This window comes from Zoogloea sp. (genome assembly GCF_041914405.1).
Lineage (GTDB): Bacteria > Pseudomonadota > Gammaproteobacteria > Burkholderiales > Rhodocyclaceae > Zoogloea.
Genome location: NZ_JAYSDK010000005.1, coordinates 34,054 through 52,314 on the forward strand (window position 1 = coordinate 34,054; position 18,261 = coordinate 52,314).

Below are 18,261 nucleotides of genomic sequence, written 5' to 3' on the forward strand. Positions count from 1 at the left end.
TGACACTCCGTCTTCACCGTGCAGGTCTGAACCCATGAAAGAATTCCAGGATATCGCCCGCTGGCTCGACCAGCGCGGCTCCGTGCATCTCATTCCCCGCGTCGAGTCGCTGCCGTCGCCGGCCTTCCGCATGGATGGCTGCGAGCATGTGTCCTTCAGTACCAACAACTACCTCGGGTTGGCCTCCCACCCGCGCATGATCGCCAAGGCGCGGGAAGGCCTGGAGCGTTACGGCGTAGGTAACTGCGAGTCGCGCCTGCTTGGCGGTGATCTGGAAATCTACGATCAGCTGGAACAGAAGCTGGCAGCCATGAAGGGAAAGGACACGGCACTGCTGTTCGCCACCGGCTACCTGACCAACCTCGGCGTGCTGTCCTCGCTGGTCAAGACGGCGCAGTTCGCGCGCATCTACGGCTACCGCAGCCGTGGCCGCCACAGCTACGCGTTCTTCTCGGACGAATACAACCACGTCAGCATCCGCGAGGGCATCCGCTTGTCCGGGGCCGACCGCCTGACCTTCCGCCACCTGGACCTGGATCATCTGGAGTCCCTGCTGAAGGCCTCCGAAGCGACGACCAAGATCATCGTTACCGACGGCGTCTTCAGCCAGGACGGCGACATTGCGCCGCTGCCCGAGCTGCTATCCATTGCCGACCGCTACGACGCGATGGTGTACGTGGACGATGCCCACGGCACCGGTGTGTTGGGTGAAAATGGTGGCGGCATCACCGAACACTTCGGCATCGACGATCCGCGCTTGATCTGCATGGGCACCCTCAGCAAGGCCTATGGCGCCATTGGCGGCTTCATCGCCACCGACAAATACATTGGCGAATTGCTGCGCCTGACCTGCTCGGCCTATGGTTTTACATCCACGCTGCCGCCGGACCAGGTGTTTGCGGTGAGCGAGGCCATCGACATTGTTACCGACGAGCCGGCGCGCCGTCAGCGCCTGTGGGACAACCAGCGCTATTTCGTCGAATCGATGAAGGGCTTGCCGTACCAGGTGGTGTCCACGGCGACACCGATCGTGCCGGTGCTGATCGGCGACGAGGTGGAGACGGACCGTCTGTCCTTGCTGCTGCGCAGCGTCGGGCTGCATGTGGACAGCGTCAAGTTCCCCGCCGTGCCGAAAAACCAGGGGCGTTTGCGGGTGATCCTGAATGCCGGCCACTCCCGCGAGCAGATCGACCTGCTGGTGTCGGTCTTCCGTAATCATCAGGCGGTATTGCCGAAGGCGGCCTGAAGGCCCTCAATGTCGGCCGCCGCAGGCCGTAGACCGACGGGATTGCGCGCCGTGCCCGTCACGGGTGGCGGCGCTCGTATGCCTTTTGTCGCCGGGCCCGGGCCCGGCCAGCGGTGCGCCCATGAGTTCTTCGTCGTCTTCCAGTCGGCCTGTGGCCAGGCTGCTCTCCGTCGTCCTGCCGGCCTACCGGGAGGAGGCGGGGATCGCCCGCGTGCTGACCGAGCTGGAGCAGGTGCTGGCGACCCTTGATATGTCGTTTGAGGTGATCGTCGTCGATGATGGCAGCCCTGATCGCACCTTCCAGCAGGTGTCCGAGCTGTGCGCGGCGCGGCCATGGCTGCGCGGATTGCGCCTGAGCCGCAATTTCGGCAAGGAGAGCGCGCTGCTGGCGGGCCTGCAGGCGGCCCGCGGCGATGCGGTCATCACCCTGGATGCGGACCTGCAGCATCCGCCGGCGCTGATCCCCGAGCTGGTCGCCGCCTGGCGGCAGGGGGCGATGGTGGTCAATGGGGTGAAGGCGGATCGCAGCGTCGAAAACCAGGGCTACGCCTCGCTGGCAACGCTGATCACCGAGGGCCTGGGCCGCCTGACCGGGATCTCCCTGCGCGATGCGTCCGATTACAAGCTGCTCGACCGCCAGGTGGTGGACATCCTGACCTACAGCCTGGCCGAGCGGCAACGCTTCTTCCGTGGGCTTAGCCAGTGGGTGGGTTTCCGCCAGGTGGATGTGCCCTTCAAGGTTGCGCCAAGCACCCGCCGGACGCGCAACTGGAGCTTCGGCAGCCTGCTGCGCCTGACCGGCACGGCGCTGGTGTCCTTCACCAGCGCGCCGCTGCAGGTGATCACCGTGCTCGGTGTGCTGACCCTGCTGATGGCCGTGCTGGTGGGCGGCGAGGCGCTGGTGTCGCGCATGGCGGGCCGGGCAGTGTCCGGTTTCACCACGCTGATTCTGACCCTGCTGATCATCGGCAGCTTCATCATGATCAGCCTCGGCATCCTCGGTGCCTATGTCGCCAAGATCTATGAGGAGATCAAGGGGCGGCCTTCCTATCTGGTGGCGGAGCGCTGCGGCGCCACCGGGCCCGGTGGCGGCCATCGCTACCGCCGGGTGCGCCGCTGAGGGTTCAGATCAGCCGGGCGGCCTTCAGCTCGGCCTTGATGTAGGCGTACACCACTGGCGCCAGCGCCACGCCGCCGAAGCCGAAGAGGGCTTCCATGAGGACCATCGCGACCAGGATCTCCCAGGCCTTGGCGTCGATCTCGCCGCCGACGATGCGGGCGTTGAGGAAGTATTCGGCCTTGTGCAGCACGATCAGGAACAGCAGGGACAGCAGCGCCGCATAGGGCGACACCGAGAAGCTGATCATCACGATGATGGAGTTGGAGATCAGGTTGCCGACCACCGGTAGCAGGCCGACGATGGCGGTGATCAGCACCATCGTCTTGCCGAAGGGCAGGTGGATGCCCAGCGCCGGCAGCACGGCCAGCAGGTAGAGGCCGGTGAAGAAGGCGTTGAGCGCGGCGATCTTGCCCTGGGCCACGAAGACCCGGCGGAAGGCCTTGTAGAAGGTGCCGACCCGCTCGTGCAGCGCGGCAGCGAGGGGGCGTCGCTCGCTACGCGACGACACCTCGTGGACCGCGACCATTGCACCGATGACCATGCCGATCAGGATGTGGGCGGCGGCGAGACCGGCCTCCTTGCCGAGCAGGCGGAGTTCCGGTGCGTGTTCGCGCAGCCAGTGCACCGCTTCGGCCTTCAGCTCGGGGCCGCTGCTCGGCAGGCTGCCGAGCAGCCACGGTGGCAGCACGTCGTTGGCGCTGTCGAGGGTCTCGGCCATCTTGCTCCAGATCGCATCGAGGCCGGCGCCGCCGTGCAACATCGAGGCGATCCACAGGCCCAGTCCGACCATACCGGCGATGATCAGGATCGCCAGGATCGCCGTTGCCACCAGCTTGCCGCGCGACCCGGCGACCACCCGGCCAACCAGCGGCTGGGCCAGCTGCACCAGCAGGAACACCAGCATGCCGGCGAACAGGGCCTGCAGCAGGTGCAGGCCGAGCACCGCCAGGATGCCGCCGGCGGCCAAAAGGTAGGAGCTGCTCTTTACCCAGTTGTACTGTCTTTCCATCGGTCGATGAAGCCCTGTGCGAGTCAGGGCGCCATTCTACGCCTGTGGCAGTGACAACTCGGGGCAGGGATGAGTCCGGCCGGGTGCCTGTCGGGGGGCGCTTGGGGGCATCTGTGAGGAGATATTTGTAGGGGCGAATTCATTCGCCCTCCGCGCGTCATTCGACTTCCTTGGGCGAATGAATTCGCCCCCACAGGAGCGGAGCTTGCAGCGTGGGGGCGCTCTCAGCGGGACAGTTCGATGCGGTCGCTGAGGACCCGGGCGGCCTCGCGTTGCAGCAGGTCGGGTCCGGCCGGCCGGGCCGGTGTGAGCGCCTCGGCGGCCTGCTCGGTGCGCCGCACGGCTTCCTTGAGGGACACCTCGACGCGCGCCTGGCGTGCCTCGAAGGTGCTCAGTGCGGCCTGCTGGGCCTGCAGTTCGGGGCTGGCGGCGACCCGCGCCGCGTGGCGCTGCTGCAGGGTACTGGCGCTGTCGTCGAGGGGGGCGAGGGTGTCGTAGTTGGCGGCGCGGATGCGCAGGAAGGGCAGCGCGTTGTCGTAGCTGGCTTCGCCCGGCTGGGCGTGGGCGGGCAGCACCGGCAGTACGACGTCGGGCTTCACGCCGCGCAGCTGGGTCGTGCTGCCGTTGATGCGGAAGAACTGCTGGATGGTGAATTTGAGTTCGCCGAGGCCGCTGGCGCCGTTGGGGCTGCCGTTGGCCATGCGGTCCAGGTTCACCAGCGTTTGTACCGAGCCCTTGCCGTAGCTGGTCTCACCGAGGATGACGCCGCGCCGGTAGTCCTGGATCGCGGCGGCGAAGATCTCCGACGCGGAGGCCGAGTTGCGGTCGATCAGCACCGCCAGTGGGCCACTCCAGGCCACGGCCGGGTTGTTGTCGCCGCTGACCTGGTTGCGCCCATGGGCGTCGCGCTGCTGCACCACCGGGCCGGTCTCGATGAATAGGCCGGTGAGTTCGACGGCCTCGTCGAGGGAGCCGCCGCCGTTGTCGCGCAGATCCACCACCAGGCCGTCGACCTTGTCGGCGCGCAGCTCGGCGAGCAGGCGGGCGACGTCGCGGGTGGCGCTGCGGAAACCCGCTTCGCCACGATTGCGGGCCTCGAAATCCTGGTAGAAGGCGGGCAGGGTGATGATGCCGATGCGCCGCTGCCGGCCGCCTTCGGCGGTGTCGACGATGGCCTTGCTGGCGGCCTGGTCGTCGAGGCTGATCTTCTTGCGCACCAGCGCGACGGACTGCAGCGGGCCACCTTGCGTGCCGCCGGGCAGGATGTCGAGTCGCACCACGGTGTCGGCCTTGCCGCGCACCTTGGCGGCGATGTCGTCGAGGCGCCAGCTCAGCACGTCCTCGACCTGGCCCTGGTCGCCCTCGCCGACACCGACGATGCGGTCGCCCACGTGCAGCCGTCCGGACGCCGCGGCCGGCCCGCCGGGGGTGAGTTCGCGGATCGTCGCGTAGTCGTCCTTATCCTCCAGCACCGCGCCGATGCCGACCAGGGACAGGCTCATGGAGATGTCCAGGTCGCCGGCCGCGCGGGCGCCAAGGTAGGCCGTGTGGGGGTCAATGCTGCTGGTGTAGGCGCCCATGAAGAGCTGGAAGGCGTCTTCGCTGCGAGCCTGTTCGAGGCGGCGCTGGAGGCCGGTGTAGCGGCGCTCCAGGCTGCGGCGGATGGTGTCATCGTCCTGGCCGGCGAGGCGCAGCTGCAGCCAGTCGTTTTTGACGCGCTTGCGCCACAGTTCGTCCAGCTCGGCGCTGCTGCGGGCCCACTCCGCCTTGTCCCGGCGCAGCGGGTAGGTCTCGTCGACGCTGAAATCGAAGCCGGCCGCCAGCAGCTTGCGGGCCTGGGCGAAGCGTTCGTCGGCGCGCCGGGCGTAGCGGTTGTAGATGGCGAAGGGGACGCGCAAGTCCTTGGCGAGGATGGCGTCGTCCAGCTGGAGGCGGGCGCCCTGCCAGCTGTCGATATCGGATTGCAGCAGGTAAAGCCGGTCCGGGTCGAGTGCCTTGAGGTAGCGCGTGAAGATGCGCTCCGACTGGATATCGTCGAGGGCGACCGGCGTGTAGTGGTAGTGGCCGACCAGCTGGGAGGCGAGGTTGGCGGCCTGGCCCTGCCAGGGCTGTGGGCCGAGCTCCGGCGGCGTGGCGTGGGCGGCGCTGGCGACGATGCCCGTCAGGCACCAGAGGAGCGGTTTCATGGAATCTCCGGGTGCGCGGGCTGGCCCCGCTTGCCGCCGGGACGTCCCGAATGGACGGCAGCAGGCGGGGCCGGCTTCATCGGGGGACTTACTTGGCAGCCGCTGCGGTGGCTGCGCGGGGCGGCGGCGGGGTGATGTGGGCCACCTTGCCGCCCTGGTCTTCATAGTCCAGGGTGCCGGCGGCGCCGGCGATCTTGAAGCCGCGGGCGGTCAGCTTGTCACCCACGTCGCCGGCCCGGTGGGCGCGGTTGGAGACGGTGATGATGGTACGGTCCTTGGGAATGTAGTCGGCGTACTTCTCGACGTCGGCGGTCTGGATGTTCAGAAAGACCGGGAAGCTGCCCTTGGAGATCAGCTCGTCCGGGCGGCGCACGTCGAGGACCAGCACCTGGCCGGGCTTGGCCAGCAGCGCGTCGATCTCGGTGCGGTTGAGCTGTTTGGTCTTGTAGGTCCAGGGCGGGGCCACATAGGGTTGCTGGGCGCCCGCGGCGGGGGCGGCCTGCTGGGCGATGGCGAGGGTGGAGCCGGCGGCGATCAGCGCGGCGAGCAGGAGCTTGGCTTTCATCATGGTCCTTGGTTTTGGGTGTGGGTCGAATCCGCGCGGGGCGGTGTCCTGCCTTCGTTTTGCAACAATCGCGCCGGCCCGCGCGCTAGCCTGCCCGGGATGGGCAAGCCCCTGAAAATTGGCACTTTTGTCCGCTGACTGGCGCGGCGCGGCGGCCGGCCGCAACGGTGCACTGGTTGCCCGGCTGTTGGCGGCGCACCAGCCGGGCGGTCAGCGCTGTTGCTGCATGGGCAGCAGGGGCCTGCTGCTTCAGCGTGCCGGGGTACCGGCGGCCACGTTGCCGAAGCCGCCGTTGTTCTCCACGCAGATGCGCTCGTCCCGCTCGACGATGACCTCGCCCTTCGGGTGGTTGGCCAGCGTGGTTTCGAAGTGCCAGCCGTCCGGCGCGTCCTTGGCGGTGTAGCGCACCGCCGGGATGGTGGCGGTCCACGGTCGGGTGTAGACGGTGGGGTCGGTGATCCGGGCCACGTAGTTGTAGCGCGTGCCGTCGGCCGAGAAGATATAGCGTTCCTCGATGTGGGCGTTCTCGCTGGCGAACTCGCCGGTGCGGCCGAACAAGGCCTTGCCGTTGTTGTTGGTGACGTCCACTACCAGCGTGTTGCCTTCCCAATGGCCGCGGGAGTCGGCGTTCCACAGCTTGATGGCGGCTGGCAGGTGGGGCTTGCCGTCCAGGTGGATGACGCGGGTGCCGGAGTTGAACAGGAACACCACGTAGCCCGGGAACTGGCGGATCTCATAGCCGTGCCAGATGAAGGACTTGGGCACGCCGCCGGGGGCGCAGCGGGCCAGCGGCTCGATGTACTTCGGCTCGGTGGGGTTGAAGAAGTGGGCCAGGAAGTCTTCCTGGGCGGCCTTCGCCCACGGCTGGAAGGGCACCTGCCCGTCGGCGGGATCACTGACGCGGCTCGGTGCGCGTTCGGCCCGCGGGCCGAGCTTGCGGTTGCGGGTCTGCGGATCGCCGGGGATGCCGCCTTGCGGGTCGGTCCAGTTGTTGTGGTTGCCTACGGTGTTGGACCAGTGGCCCTGCACGTCGGGCTGGCCGTCGGCCAGGCGCGGGCCGCTCCATTTGCCTGACTCGATGGCGGGAAAGGACTTTTCGATGAAGATGCCACGGGTCGGTGGCGTCCGCGGCGCGGCCTGCTGGGCAGCAGCAAGGACAGGCAGGATTGCCAGAAGGCCGGCAGCAAGGGCTGTGGGGCGGCGGCGGTGGTTTTCATGCTTCATGGACTCCTCCCTCACGGCTTGGGCGGGTAGTGCTGGTCATAGTCGAGGGTGTAGCAGTAGTTCTCGATGAGCTGGAAGTTCTTCTCCCGGTGGCGGTGCAGCAGCACGCCGAGGGTCCACGGGCGGCTGTAGACCTGCGGGTCGTCGAGGGTGGCCTTGTATTCGATGGTGTTGGCGTCCAGGTAGCGCCAGCGCTCCACCACGTGGAGGGCGTCGCTGTGGAAGTTGCCGGCGCGGTCGAGCCAGGTCTCATCGTTGAAGTGCTTCGCGTCCACTACCAGGGTGTCGCCTTCCCAGCGCGCGCGGGAGTCGCCGAGCCACCAGTCGTTGGGCACCTTGGGGTGGTCGGTGCCGTTGGTGTGGATGGTGCGCACCGAGTGGCCGAACTGGAACAGCAGGGTCAGGTCGCGCTCGCGCTGGAAGATCTGGAAGGGTTCGGGGTAGTAGATGCCGCGCGGCACCCCGAGGGTGAAGCACTTCAGGCGCGGGTCGGCGCTGTTGCGGGCCTCGAAGTTCTTGCGGCGCTGCTCCAGGGCTTTTGGCAGGTAGGGGATGGCGTCACCCTCGACGATGCCGGGGCCGGGCGGCGCGTCCTTGCGCGTAGCGTGGGGCTCCAGGTCGTAGTCGGCGGCGCTGGTGGTCTGCCAGATGCCGGAGAAGTCGGGCTTGCCGTTGGCGAGGCGCGGAATGCGTTCCGTGCGGGGCGCCTTGGCGGCCGTGTTGCCGGCGGCGCCGGCCAGCGGCGGCAGGGCCGTGGCCAGCGTGGCGCACAGGAGGGCGAGGCCGAAGGCCCGCCGGGTGTTGGTTGTGGTCATCAGCTCGGACTGGGGCGTTGAGGTGTGAGGATGGCTCGGGGAGTCGGTTGGCCTGTGCCTACTCAGGGTTTGCGACGGCCGCTGCGCTGGCGCCGCAGCAGCACGCCGAGGCCCAGGAACACGCCTGCCAGTACCACCAGCGCTGGTCGCAGCAGGCTGCCGGTGTCGGGGTCCAGGCTGCGGGTCCATTCGAGCAGGAGGGCGCCGGCGGTCGACGCGACGGACAGGGTGCCGGCCCCCAGCAGGGTGGCGAGGGCGAAGGCGAGCAGGTTCCGGCTGCCGATGCGGGGGAAGGCGCCGCGGGGCATGGGCGATGGGGGCGGTGAGCGGCCTCAGCGGGTGGCGGTGGGTACGTCCTGCGCGCCGCCGGTCTGGAAGCTCCGCCCGTCGGCCAGCGCGACCGACACCGAGTAGCCGAAGGGGCCGCCGTTCTTGGCCTTGTAGCCCTTCACGCGGACTTCGGTGCCGGGCGGAAGCTCGGCCTTGGTCAGCCCCTTCTGGGCCAGAGTGAAGGGCGCGCCGAACTCGACGCCCCAGTTGGTCACGGTGCCGTCCGGATTCTTGACGTCGAAATACAGCCAGCTGTGGGGATTGACCCACTTGGCCTTGGTGACGGTGCCCTTCAGTTCCAGCGGCTGGTCAGCGTCGAATTCGGCGGCGAAGGCGTGGTGGGCATGGGCCGGTAAGCTGTTGCCGGCCAGCAGGGCGATCAGCGCGAGGGCCGGCAAGCGGCTGGCGCGGCAGATGGGATGGGACATGGCGGTTCTCCTGTTCGCGGTTGCGCACCTCCAGCAATTCCGGGGCCATCGTCGATGCCGATAGCTAAGCCTCTTTGTTGCATCGCCATAAATGCCTTGAGAAACAAGTGCGCGCCGCCCATGCCCGGCAAGGTCGTGGAAACGTGGTGGGAAGGTCTGCCCGGTGCCTGGGCCCCACCGGCTGTTGCCAGCGGGACAGCCGGGCAACCGGGTTTCGCGGATTTCAACAGCTGCGGAGGATGCGTCGCCGCAGGCGGGGCCTGAATTGGCAGGCGCGGAAGTTGCTGCACAAACGGCCCGGCCACACGGCCGCCGCCGCATTGCGATGCAAGTTGGGTTGTATGGCGCTTGATGATCTTCCGTAAAATGACGAACAAATGAAAAACAATCTCCTTGCCCTGGCACTGATGGGCCTGCTCAGCGTCGGCCAGGTGGCTGCCTCGGAGCCGGTCACCGGTAATCCTGACCATGACGCGCTGCTGGCCAGCGCCGACCCGCGCCAGGCCGCCAACAAGCGCCTGGTCTACGATTTCTGGCGCGAGGTGTTCGAGGGCGGACATCTGGAACTGGCCGACAAATACCTGGCGGAGTCCTATGTCCAGCACAACCCGCGGGTGCCTACCGGGCGGGCCGGCTTCGTCGAGTTCTTCGGCAAGGTGGCCAAGCCGAAACCGATCGAGGCCCGTGTGCGCACGCCCATCGTCAGCATCGTCGCCGAGGGCGAACTGGTGCTGCTGAGCTTCGTGCGCGAATACCCGGACCCCCGCGAGGCCGGCAAAACCTACACGTCCACCTGGTTCGACCTGTTCCGCGTCCGGGATGGGCGCATCGTCGAGCACTGGGATGCGGCGACTCGCCATTAACGTCATGACCGTCGGCGTGCATGTCCGGCAGGGACGGGTCTCGGACGTGGATGCCGTGGCCCGCCGGCTGGCATAGCCTGGGCACGCGGCGTGATCCGCAGGTTGCCTATGTGCTTGACCCGCAGGGTGCCGCCAGCAGGCGTCTCGCGAACTGAACCGCTAGACCTTGTTGGTGCCTTGCCGCGGCACGGTACCGATGGCGCTGCGTTGAGGCACCTGGCGCCCTATCTGCTGCTGGCGGTGGTGCTGCATGGGTTGCTCGGCCTCGCGCTGACGCTGCCGGCGCCGGCCTCGCGGCTAGAGCTGCCTCCGTTGCGCGTGAGCTGGCGCGTGCCAGCACCAGCTACGGTCGCGCAGTCTGCGCGGCCGCCCGAGTCGCCTCAGTCGCAGTTCGCTCCGGAGCGCGGGCCGCTGTCCCGCAGCCCGCGTGGTGCCCAGGCGGCCGTGCCCGCGCCGCCGATGGCCATGCCGGTACCGTCTGCGCCGCTTGCCCCGCCCACATCGGCGCCTGCGGCGTCTGTTACCGAGTCGTCACGGGCGCCGGTCAGCGCGGACCTTCTCGACAGTGCCCGCCGCATGGCGCGGGATATCGGCCGCGAGGCCGCGAGGGACGGTGCGGAGGGGGGATTGAGGGGCGCCGGCGGACGTGCGGCTGCGGCTGATCGAGCCGTGCTGCCCGAACTCGACCGGGCCCTGCGCAAGCGGCCGGCAGGGGAGGAGCAACTCGGTGGCGGCATCCTGCGGATCACCACCGAGTCGGGGCGTGTCTATTGCCTTAAACCACCGCCGGATTTCGCCCGGGATGGCCCGGCCGAGGCGCTGGCAGTGCCGACGAATTGCCCTTGAAGACGGGAAAGCCAACCGTAGGGGCGAATGAATTCGCCCCTACGGTGAGTGTCTGGCCTCAGCGCCGGACCGGCGCGTCGTTGCCCTGGGCCATGCGGCGCCGGGGAGCGAGGAGTTCGATCTCGTCGCCGACGATGCGGGTGGCCTCCTGCAGCAGGACGTCCTTGCGGCCCTTGAGGGCCTTTTCGGAGTCGAGCTCGGCACGCAGGCTCCGCTCGCCGCCCTGCAGGCCGTCATCGCCCAGGTGGGCGGCGGCTTCGGCGCCGGCGCGCTGGCGCAAGCGTGCCTCGCGGGTTTCCTTTTCCCGTTTGCGTTCCTCTTCCTGCAGGGAGAGCTCCTGCTTGTCGCGCAGCTTGAGGGCCTCGGCCACGTCCTCGGCCAGTTCGCGCAGCGCCTTGTCCTTGCTGGCGCGGGCCTCGTGGCGCCGTTGCAGGTCGGGCAGGATGGCCTGCAGGTCGGAGGCGGGCTTGTAGCTGGCGGGCGGGATCTGGATCGCCGGCAGCGCGTTGTCGAAGCCGGTCTCGCCGAACTCCTTGGCCTCGAAGGCGGACGGGAAGCGGATGTCGGGCGTCACGCCGTTGAGCTGGGTGGTGCCGCCATTGATGCGGAAGAACTGGGCGATGGTCATCTTCAGTTCGCCGAGCTGGGGCTTCTTGCTCTTGGCGACTTCGTCCAGGTCGATGAGGGTCTGCACGGTGCCCTTGCCAAAGCTCGGCTCGCCGATCAGCAGCGCGCGGCCGTAGTCCTGCAGCGCAGCAGCGAGGATTTCCGATGCGGAGGCCGAACCGCGGTTGATCATCACCGCCAGCGGGCCGTCCCACGCGGCGCCGGCGCGCTCGTCGCTTTCCACCTCGATCTGGCCTTCCGAATTGCGTTGCTGGACGACCGGGCCGGTGTCGATGAACAGGCCGGTCAGTTCGACGGCTTCGCGCAGGGAGCCGCCGCCGTTGTCGCGGAGGTCGAGGATCAGGCCGTCCACGCGCTCCTTCTTCAGCTCGCCGATCAGGCGGGCCACGTCGCGGCTGGCGCTGCGGTAGTCCTTGTCGCCACGGCGGCGGCCTTCAAAGTCCTCGTAGAAGGCGGGCAGGGTGATGACGCCGACGCGCAGGTTCTTGCCGTTCAGGTCGACGCGGGAGATGGATTTCTTGGCGGCCTGCTCCTCCAGCTTGATCTTGTCGCGGACCAGCACGATGGTCTTGTGGCGGCCGTCCGGTCCGCTGTTGGCAGGTAGGATGTCGAGGACCACGCGGGTGTCCTTGGTGCCGCGGATCAGCTTGACCGCCTCGTCCACACGGGCACCGACCAGATCGGCCATCGGTGCGCCTTCGCCTTGGGCTACGCCGACGATGCGGTCGCCGACCGCCAGCTTGCCGGAGCGCGCGGCCGGCCCACCGGGGGTCAGTTCGCGGATCGTGATGTAGTCGTCGCGCTCCTGCAGTACCGCGCCGATGCCCACCAGGGACAGGCGCATGGCGATGTCGAAGGAGTCCGCCGAGCCGCGCCCGAGATAGCTGGTATGCGGCTCGATGGCGCCGGCATAGGCGTTCATGAAGATCTGGAAGACGTCGTCACTCTTGTTCTTGGCGCTCCGGGCGATGAAGTTGTCGTAGCGCTTCTCGAGGGTTTCGCGGATCGCCTTGTCTTCCTTGCCGGCCAGGCGCAGGCGCAGCCAGTCGTTCTTGACGCGCTTGCGCCACAGGTCCTGGGCCTCGGCGTCGTCCTTCGGCCAGGGCGCCTTGCTGCGGTCGAGGGGATAGCTCTCGTCCACGCTGAAGTCGAAGCCCTCAGCGAGCTGCTTGCGGGCGTAGGCGAGGCGCTCGGCGGAGCGCGCCTGGTAGCGGCGGAAGATCGTGAAGGGGCCTTCCAGGTCGCCCTGCAGGATGGCGTCGTCGAGCTGGGTGCGAAGGTCGGCGAAGCCGTCGATGTCGACCTGGGTGAAGAACACGCGTTCCGGGTCGAGGGACTTCAGGTAGGCGTCGAAGATCTTCTCCGACAGCGCATCGTCGAGGGGCTTGGCCGCATAGTGGTAGCGGCTCAGGAACATCGAGCTGAGGTACGCCGCTTGCGCCTGCTCGGAGGTCGGCGTGAGGCTCGGTTGCGGGGCGTCGGCGAGTGCCGTGCCGCAGAAGGCCAGGGCCAGCAGGGTTCCGATCAGGCGCTTTTTCATGGGGCGATTACCAGGCGGGAGTAGTGGAGGTGGCGGCCGGTTGGGCCGGGGCTGCTGCGGGGGTCGGCAGCAGTCCGCCGGCCACCGCGTAGGTGGCGCCGCCAGCGATCAGCAGCGAGAGGATGAAGGCTACCAGACCGCCGCCACGCTTGGCATGGTGGGCGTGGACCGGAGTGTGGGCGTCCACGTCCTTCCAGCCGGTGATCATCGGCTTGACCAGGTTTTCGCCCTTGACCCGCAGGTAGAAGGCGATGGCGCCCACGTGCAGGACGATCAGCGCGAGGAGGCCGTTCTGCAGCCAGGCGTGCCAGGAGTGGAAGCTGTCGGAGGCGTCCTTGCCGACCAGGTCGGCAAAGGGGCCCTGGAAGGCGATGTCGTCGTTGGTGAACAGGCCGGTGGCGGCCTGGGCCCCGACCAGGGCCAGCAGGCCCAGCACCGACAGGGCGCCGATCGGGTTGTGACCGATACCGCGCCATTCGCCGCGCAGGTAGGCGCGGATTGCGCCGGGGCCGCGTACAAAGTTGCTGAAGCGGGCTGTGGCGGAGCCCACGAAGCCCCAGACGATGCGGAAGATCACCAGGCCGACGATCAGGTAGCCGGCACGGCCGTGCCATTCGATGAGGTTGCCGCCGATCTTGCCGGACACGTAGGCGAAGGCGACGCTGGCCACCAGCGACCAGTGGAAGAGACGGGTGGGGAGATCCCAGATGCGTTGACGGTTCATGTTTGCTCCTGGATGTGGGGAAGAAATCCGGTTTTTCAAGTCGGGCCGGCGCCCGGGCTACAGGACGGCTGCGCAATCACAGGGTGCCTCCGCCGACGGCCTTGAAGAGGGCCACGCTGCCGCTCAGGCGGCGCACCATGATGTCGAGGCGGGCGCGCTCGGCATTGAGGGCGACAGTCTGGGCGTTGGTCACGTTGAGGTAGCTGACGGTGCCGGCCAGGTACTGGTTGTTCACCAGTTCGAGGGTTTCGGTCGCGGCGGCCAGGGCCTCGGCCTGGGCTGCCGCCTCGGCTTCGAGGGTTTGCAGCGCGGCGAGGTTGTCTTCCACCTCCTGGAAGGCGGTCTGCACGGTCAGGCGGTAATTGGCGACGGTTTCGTCCCAGGCGGCGACAGCCTGGGCCTTCTTGGCGTTGCGGGCGCCGGCATCGAACAAGGTCAGGGCCAGGTTGGGGCCGAGGGACCAGAAATGGTTGGGCAGCGAGAACACCCGCTGCAGCGCGCTGCTCTGGGTGCCGCCGCTGGCGCCGAGGGTCAGGGTCGGGAAGAAGGCTGCCTGGGCGACACCGATCTGCGCGTTGGCGGCGGCGACGCGCCGTTCGGCGGCGGCGATGTCGGGGCGTCGTTCGAGCAGCGCGGACGGCAGTACGCCGGGTACTGCGGGAAGTGGAGGAATGGCGGTGGCCGGGGCCAGCACCAGTTCGCCGGGTGCGCGTCCGGTCAATACCGCGAGGGCGTGTTCGAGCTGCTTGCGCTGCACGTCCAGGTCGATCAGCTGGGCCTCGGCGGTCTTCAGCTGGGCCTGGGCCTGGGTGACGTCGGCGCGGGCGGCAACGCCTGCATCGAAGCGGTTGCGGGTGATCTCGGCGGAGCGCTTGTAGGCCGCCACGGTACGTACCAGCAGGGCGTGCTGGGCGTCGTTGATGCGCAGTTGCAGGTAGGCCTGTACGACGGCGGCCTGGGCGCTCAGTCGCGCGCCGGCCAGATCGGCGGCCACAGCCGCGGCACTGGCCGCGCTGGCCTCGTTGGTCCGCGCGATGCGGCCCCACAGGTCGGCCTCCCAGCTGGCGGTGAGGGACAGCCTGCTGGTGTTGCGGGCCGGAATGTTGGCGGTGCTGCCGGTGCTGGTGGTGGCGCCCTGGCTGCGAGTCACCGCCAGGTTGCTGCCGAGGGTCGGGAAATACTGGGCCTGGGCGGCGTCGAGCAGGGCGCTGGCCTGGCGGTAGCGCGCCTCGGCGATGCGGATGTTCTGGTTGGCGCGGCCGGCTTCGTCCACCAGCGCGTCGAGCTGGGCGTCGCCGAAGCGTTTCCACCATTCGCCGGCCTGCGGGCCGTTGCCGGGGTCGGCCAGCTTCCAGCCGGCGGCTTCGCGGAACTGGGCCGGTACGGCGGCCTCCGGGCGGTGGTGGTCAGGGCCGACGGCGCAGCCGGCGAGGGCGAGCAGGTTGAGGGAGACGAGGAGGCTGTGCTTCATGGAGAAAGGCATGGCAGAAATGGGGGAGGCTCAGGGCCGGGCGATGGCCAGTCGGGCCGAGCGCCAGCGGCCGGCGGCGCGGCGCAGGCGGTCGAGCTGCAGGAACACGACAGGAGTGGTGTACAGGGTCAGCAACTGGCTGAGGATCAGCCCGCCGACGATGGTGATGCCCAGCGGCTGGCGCATCTCGGCGCCGTCGCCGACGCCGAAGGCCAGCGGCAGCGCGCCGAACAGGGCCGCCAGGGTGGTCATCATGATCGGCCGGAAGCGCAGCTGGCAGGCCTCGAAGATGGCCTCCCGCGGCGCCAGGCCGCGGCTGCGCTCGGCGTCGATGGCGAAGTCCACCATCATGATGGCGTTCTTCTTGACGATGCCGATCAGCAGGATCACGCCGATCAGCGCAATGATGCCGAACTCGGTCTTGAACAGCAGCAGCGCCAGGATCGCCCCGACCCCGGCCGACGGCAGCGTGGACAGGATGGTGAGCGGGTGGATTAGGCTCTCATAGAGGATGCCGAGGATCAGGTACACCGCCACGATGGCCGCCAGGATCAGCAGCGGCTGGCTTTGCAGCGAGGCCTGGAAGGCCTTGGCGTTGCCCTGGAAGCTTCCGTGCACTGAGGTCGGCACGCCGATGCGGGCCATCTCCTGGCGCACCGCGTCGGTAGCCTCCGACAGCGATGTGCCGAGGGGCAGGTTGAAGGAGATCGTCGTCGCCACGCTGCCGCCCTGATGGTTGACCGCCAGCGGGGTGGGGCCGGCCTCCCAGCGGGCGAAGGCGGCCAGCGGCACGCGGGCGCCGGCCGGGCTGACGAAGAACAGGTCGTTGAGCACCTCGGGCCCCTGCAGATAGGCGGGCGGCGCCTCCAGCACCACCCGGTACTGGTTGAGCGGGCCGTAGATGGTGGACACCAGACGCTGGCCGAACAGATCGTTGAGGGTTGCATTGACCAGGCGCTGGTTGAGGCCGAGGCGGGCCAGCGCGTCCCGGTCGATACTCAGGAAGGTCTGCTCGCCCTTGTCCTGGCGGTCGGAATTGACGTCCTCCAGCTGGGGCAGTTTGCGCATCGCGTCGCGGATGCGCGGCTCCCAGGTCTTCAGATCCTTCAGCGAGTCGGCCTGCAGCGTGAACTCGTACTGGGCGTTGGACATCCGCCCGCCCATCCGGATGTCCTGCGCGGCCACGAGGAACAGGCTGGCGCCGGGCACATGGCCGAGCTTGCCGCGCAGGCGAGCGATCACCTCGTCGGCGCTGGCGTCGCGTTCGGCCAGCGGCTTGAGGGTGACGAACATCATGCCGCCACCGCCGCGCGGGCCGCCGCTGCCGCCGGCGTAGCCGACCACGTTGGCGACCGCCGGATCGCGCCCGACGATGGCTGCAAAATGCTCCAGCTTGCCGCGCATGGACTGGAAGGACGTGCGCTGGTCGGCGTCGATGAAGCCCATGATGCGGCCGGTGTCCTGCTGCGGGAAGAAGCCCTTCGGCACCACGCCGTAGAGGTACACATTGAAGGCCATGGTGCCGAGCAGTACGCCGAGGGTGAGCCATGGGTGGTCGAGGACCACCCGCAGGCTGCGCCCGTAGCCGCGCAGCACGCCATCCATCAGGCGGCTGCCGAAGCCGGGGCGGGCGTCCGGCGCGGGCTTGGGATGGGCGCGCAGCAGGCGTGCGCACATCATCGGGGTAAGGGTCAGGGACACCACCAGCGACACCAGGATGGCCGCCGACAGGGTCACCGCAAACTCCCGGAAGAAGCGTCCGATGATGCCGCCCATCAGCAGGATCGGCAGGAACACCGCGATCAGCGACAGGCTCATGGACAGCACCGTGAAGCCCACTTCGCGGGCGCCCTTGAGGGCCGCGTCGAAGGGCTTCATGCCGGCCTCGATGTGGCGGCTGACGTTCTCCAGCACCACCACCGCGTCATCGACGACGAAGCCGGTGACGATCACCAGCGCCATCAGCGAGATGTTGTTGAGCGAAAAGCCGGCCAGGTACATCACTGCGAAGGTGCCGAGCAGGGACACCGGCACTGCGACGCTGGGGATGATCGCCGCGCGCACGTTACGCAGGAAAAGGAAGACCACCATGATCACCAGCGCCACCGACAGCAGCAGCGTGTGCTGCACCTCGCGCAGGGAGGCGCGGATGGTGACGGTGCGGTCGGCCACCACGTCGAGCTTCACGCCGGGGGGCAGCTCCTCGCGCAGCATCGGCAGCACTTCCATCGCCCGCTCGACGGTCTCGATCACGTTGGCGTCCGGCTGGCGGTTGATCAGCAGGATCACCGCCGGCTTGCCGTCGGCGATGCCGGTGTTGCGGGTGTCCTGCTCGGCGTCGCTGACGCGGGCCACATCCTGCAGACGCACCGCGGCGCCGTTCTTCCACGACACGATGGTCGGGATGTAATCGGCGGCCTTGCTGGCCTGGTCGCTGGCGCCGAGTTGCCAGTGGCGCTGGCCGCCTTCCAGGCTGCCCTTGGGGCGATTGACGTTGGCGTTGTCGATGGCCTGGCGGACGCTCTCCACGCCGATGCCGGCGGAGGCGAGGGTGGCAGGATCGACCTCCACGCGTACCGCCGGCAGCGAGCCGCCGCCCAGGTTGACCTGGCCGACGCCCTTCACCTGGGACAGGCGCTGGGCCAGCACTGTGGAGGCGAAGTCGTACATCGCCGCCCGCGAGACTGAGTCGGAGGTCATTGCCAGGATCAGCACCGGCGCGTCGGCCGGGTTGATCTTGCGGTAACTGGGGTTGCCGGCCATGCCGCTGGGTAGTTGCGGGCGGGTCGCGTTGATGGCGGCCTGCACGCTCTTGGCGGCGGTTTCCACGTCCTGGTCCAGGTCCATCTGGACGGTGATGCGGGTGCTGCCGAGGGTGCTGGTGGAGGTCAGCTCGGTAACCCCGGCGATGGTGCCGAAGGCCCGCTCCAGTGGCGTCGCGACGGTGGCAGCCATGGTTTCCGGGCTGGCGCCGGGCAGGTTGGCCGACACCGAGATGGTCGGGTAATCCACCTGCGGCAGGGCGGCCACCGGCAGCAGCTTGTAGGCCACCAGCCCGACCAGCGCGATGGCCAGGCCGAGCAGGGAAGTGGCGACCGGGCGCCGGATGAAGATCGAGGCGATGCTCATTGGCGATCCTCCCACCCGGTGGGGGCAAATTCATTCACCCTTGGTGAGTTCGACGGCGTCCGCGGGCGAATGAATTCGCCCCCACGGGACATTTCCATGGGGGGGGCGTCGCAAACCGCATGGGCGAATTCACTCGCC

The 18,261-nt window shown here is 68.4% G+C and carries 15 protein-coding genes; 4 read left to right on the forward strand and 11 right to left on the reverse strand.

The window, feature by feature from the left end:
- Positions 1–34 precede the first annotated feature (34 nt).
- The gene (locus ACE3RX_RS04435) at positions 35–1,246 is read left to right on the forward strand and encodes an aminotransferase class I/II-fold pyridoxal phosphate-dependent enzyme (protein WP_374480725.1); all 1,212 of its coding nucleotides are present in this window, start codon (positions 35–37) and stop codon (positions 1,244–1,246) included.
- Positions 1,247–1,367: 121 nt separating this feature from the next.
- The gene (locus tag ACE3RX_RS04440; protein ID WP_374480727.1) at positions 1,368–2,366 is read left to right on the forward strand and encodes a glycosyltransferase family 2 protein; all 999 of its coding nucleotides are present in this window, start codon (positions 1,368–1,370) and stop codon (positions 2,364–2,366) included.
- 4 nt (positions 2,367–2,370) lie between these two features.
- Here ACE3RX_RS04440 and ACE3RX_RS04445 read toward each other — a convergent pair whose 3' ends face one another.
- The 7 genes from ACE3RX_RS04445 to ACE3RX_RS04475 all read right to left on the reverse strand — a co-directional run bounded on the left by ACE3RX_RS04445 (position 2,371) and on the right by ACE3RX_RS04475 (position 8,923).
- Positions 2,371–3,375: an AI-2E family transporter gene (locus ACE3RX_RS04445; RefSeq protein ID WP_374480729.1), complete on the reverse strand. Its 1,005-nt coding sequence runs from the start codon at positions 3,373–3,375 to the stop codon at positions 2,371–2,373.
- Between the two features lie 224 nt (positions 3,376–3,599).
- Positions 3,600–5,561, reverse strand: a complete 1,962-nt coding sequence (locus ACE3RX_RS04450; protein WP_374480731.1) for a carboxy terminal-processing peptidase — start codon at positions 5,559–5,561, stop codon at positions 3,600–3,602.
- Between the two features lie 88 nt (positions 5,562–5,649).
- Positions 5,650–6,126, reverse strand: coding sequence for a rhodanese-like domain-containing protein (locus ACE3RX_RS04455; protein WP_374480733.1), 477 nt, complete (start codon positions 6,124–6,126; stop codon positions 5,650–5,652).
- 249 nt (positions 6,127–6,375) lie between these two features.
- Positions 6,376–7,350, reverse strand: a complete 975-nt coding sequence (locus ACE3RX_RS04460) for a hypothetical protein (RefSeq protein ID WP_374480736.1) — start codon at positions 7,348–7,350, stop codon at positions 6,376–6,378.
- Positions 7,351–7,361: 11 nt separating this feature from the next.
- The gene (locus ACE3RX_RS04465; protein ID WP_374480738.1) at positions 7,362–8,165 is read right to left on the reverse strand and encodes a hypothetical protein; all 804 of its coding nucleotides are present in this window, start codon (positions 8,163–8,165) and stop codon (positions 7,362–7,364) included.
- Positions 8,166–8,227: 62 nt separating this feature from the next.
- Positions 8,228–8,473, reverse strand: a complete 246-nt coding sequence (locus ACE3RX_RS04470) for a hypothetical protein (RefSeq protein ID WP_374480740.1) — start codon at positions 8,471–8,473, stop codon at positions 8,228–8,230.
- Between the two features lie 24 nt (positions 8,474–8,497).
- Entirely contained in the window at positions 8,498–8,923 is a 426-nt protein-coding gene (locus tag ACE3RX_RS04475) for a DUF6152 family protein (RefSeq protein WP_374480742.1), read from the reverse strand.
- A gap of 377 nt (positions 8,924–9,300) precedes the next feature.
- Here ACE3RX_RS04475 and ACE3RX_RS04480 point away from each other — a divergent pair, with 377 nt between their 5' ends.
- Entirely contained in the window at positions 9,301–9,786 is a 486-nt protein-coding gene (locus ACE3RX_RS04480; RefSeq protein ID WP_374480744.1) for a nuclear transport factor 2 family protein, read from the forward strand.
- Positions 9,787–9,888: 102 nt separating this feature from the next.
- The gene (locus tag ACE3RX_RS04485; RefSeq protein WP_374480746.1) at positions 9,889–10,632 is read left to right on the forward strand and encodes a hypothetical protein; all 744 of its coding nucleotides are present in this window, start codon (positions 9,889–9,891) and stop codon (positions 10,630–10,632) included.
- Between the two features lie 58 nt (positions 10,633–10,690).
- Here the strand turns inward: ACE3RX_RS04485 and ACE3RX_RS04490 are convergent, their stop codons facing one another.
- The 4 genes from ACE3RX_RS04490 to ACE3RX_RS04505 all read right to left on the reverse strand — a co-directional run bounded on the left by ACE3RX_RS04490 (position 10,691) and on the right by ACE3RX_RS04505 (position 18,123).
- Positions 10,691–12,799: a carboxy terminal-processing peptidase gene (locus ACE3RX_RS04490; protein WP_374480748.1), complete on the reverse strand. Its 2,109-nt coding sequence runs from the start codon at positions 12,797–12,799 to the stop codon at positions 10,691–10,693.
- Positions 12,800–12,806: 7 nt separating this feature from the next.
- On the reverse strand, positions 12,807–13,523 hold the full coding sequence (locus ACE3RX_RS04495; protein ID WP_374480750.1) for a cytochrome b/b6 domain-containing protein: 717 nt from the start codon (positions 13,521–13,523) through the stop codon (positions 12,807–12,809).
- A gap of 76 nt (positions 13,524–13,599) precedes the next feature.
- Positions 13,600–14,994 (reverse strand): efflux transporter outer membrane subunit, encoded by a 1,395-nt coding sequence (locus tag ACE3RX_RS04500; RefSeq protein WP_374480752.1) that lies wholly within the window; start codon positions 14,992–14,994, stop codon positions 13,600–13,602.
- A gap of 30 nt (positions 14,995–15,024) precedes the next feature.
- Positions 15,025–18,123 carry a multidrug efflux RND transporter permease subunit gene (locus tag ACE3RX_RS04505; RefSeq protein ID WP_374480754.1) on the reverse strand — a complete coding sequence of 1,033 codons (3,099 nt, stop codon included), beginning with the start codon at positions 18,121–18,123 and terminating at the stop codon, positions 15,025–15,027.
- Positions 18,124–18,261 lie beyond the last annotated feature (138 nt).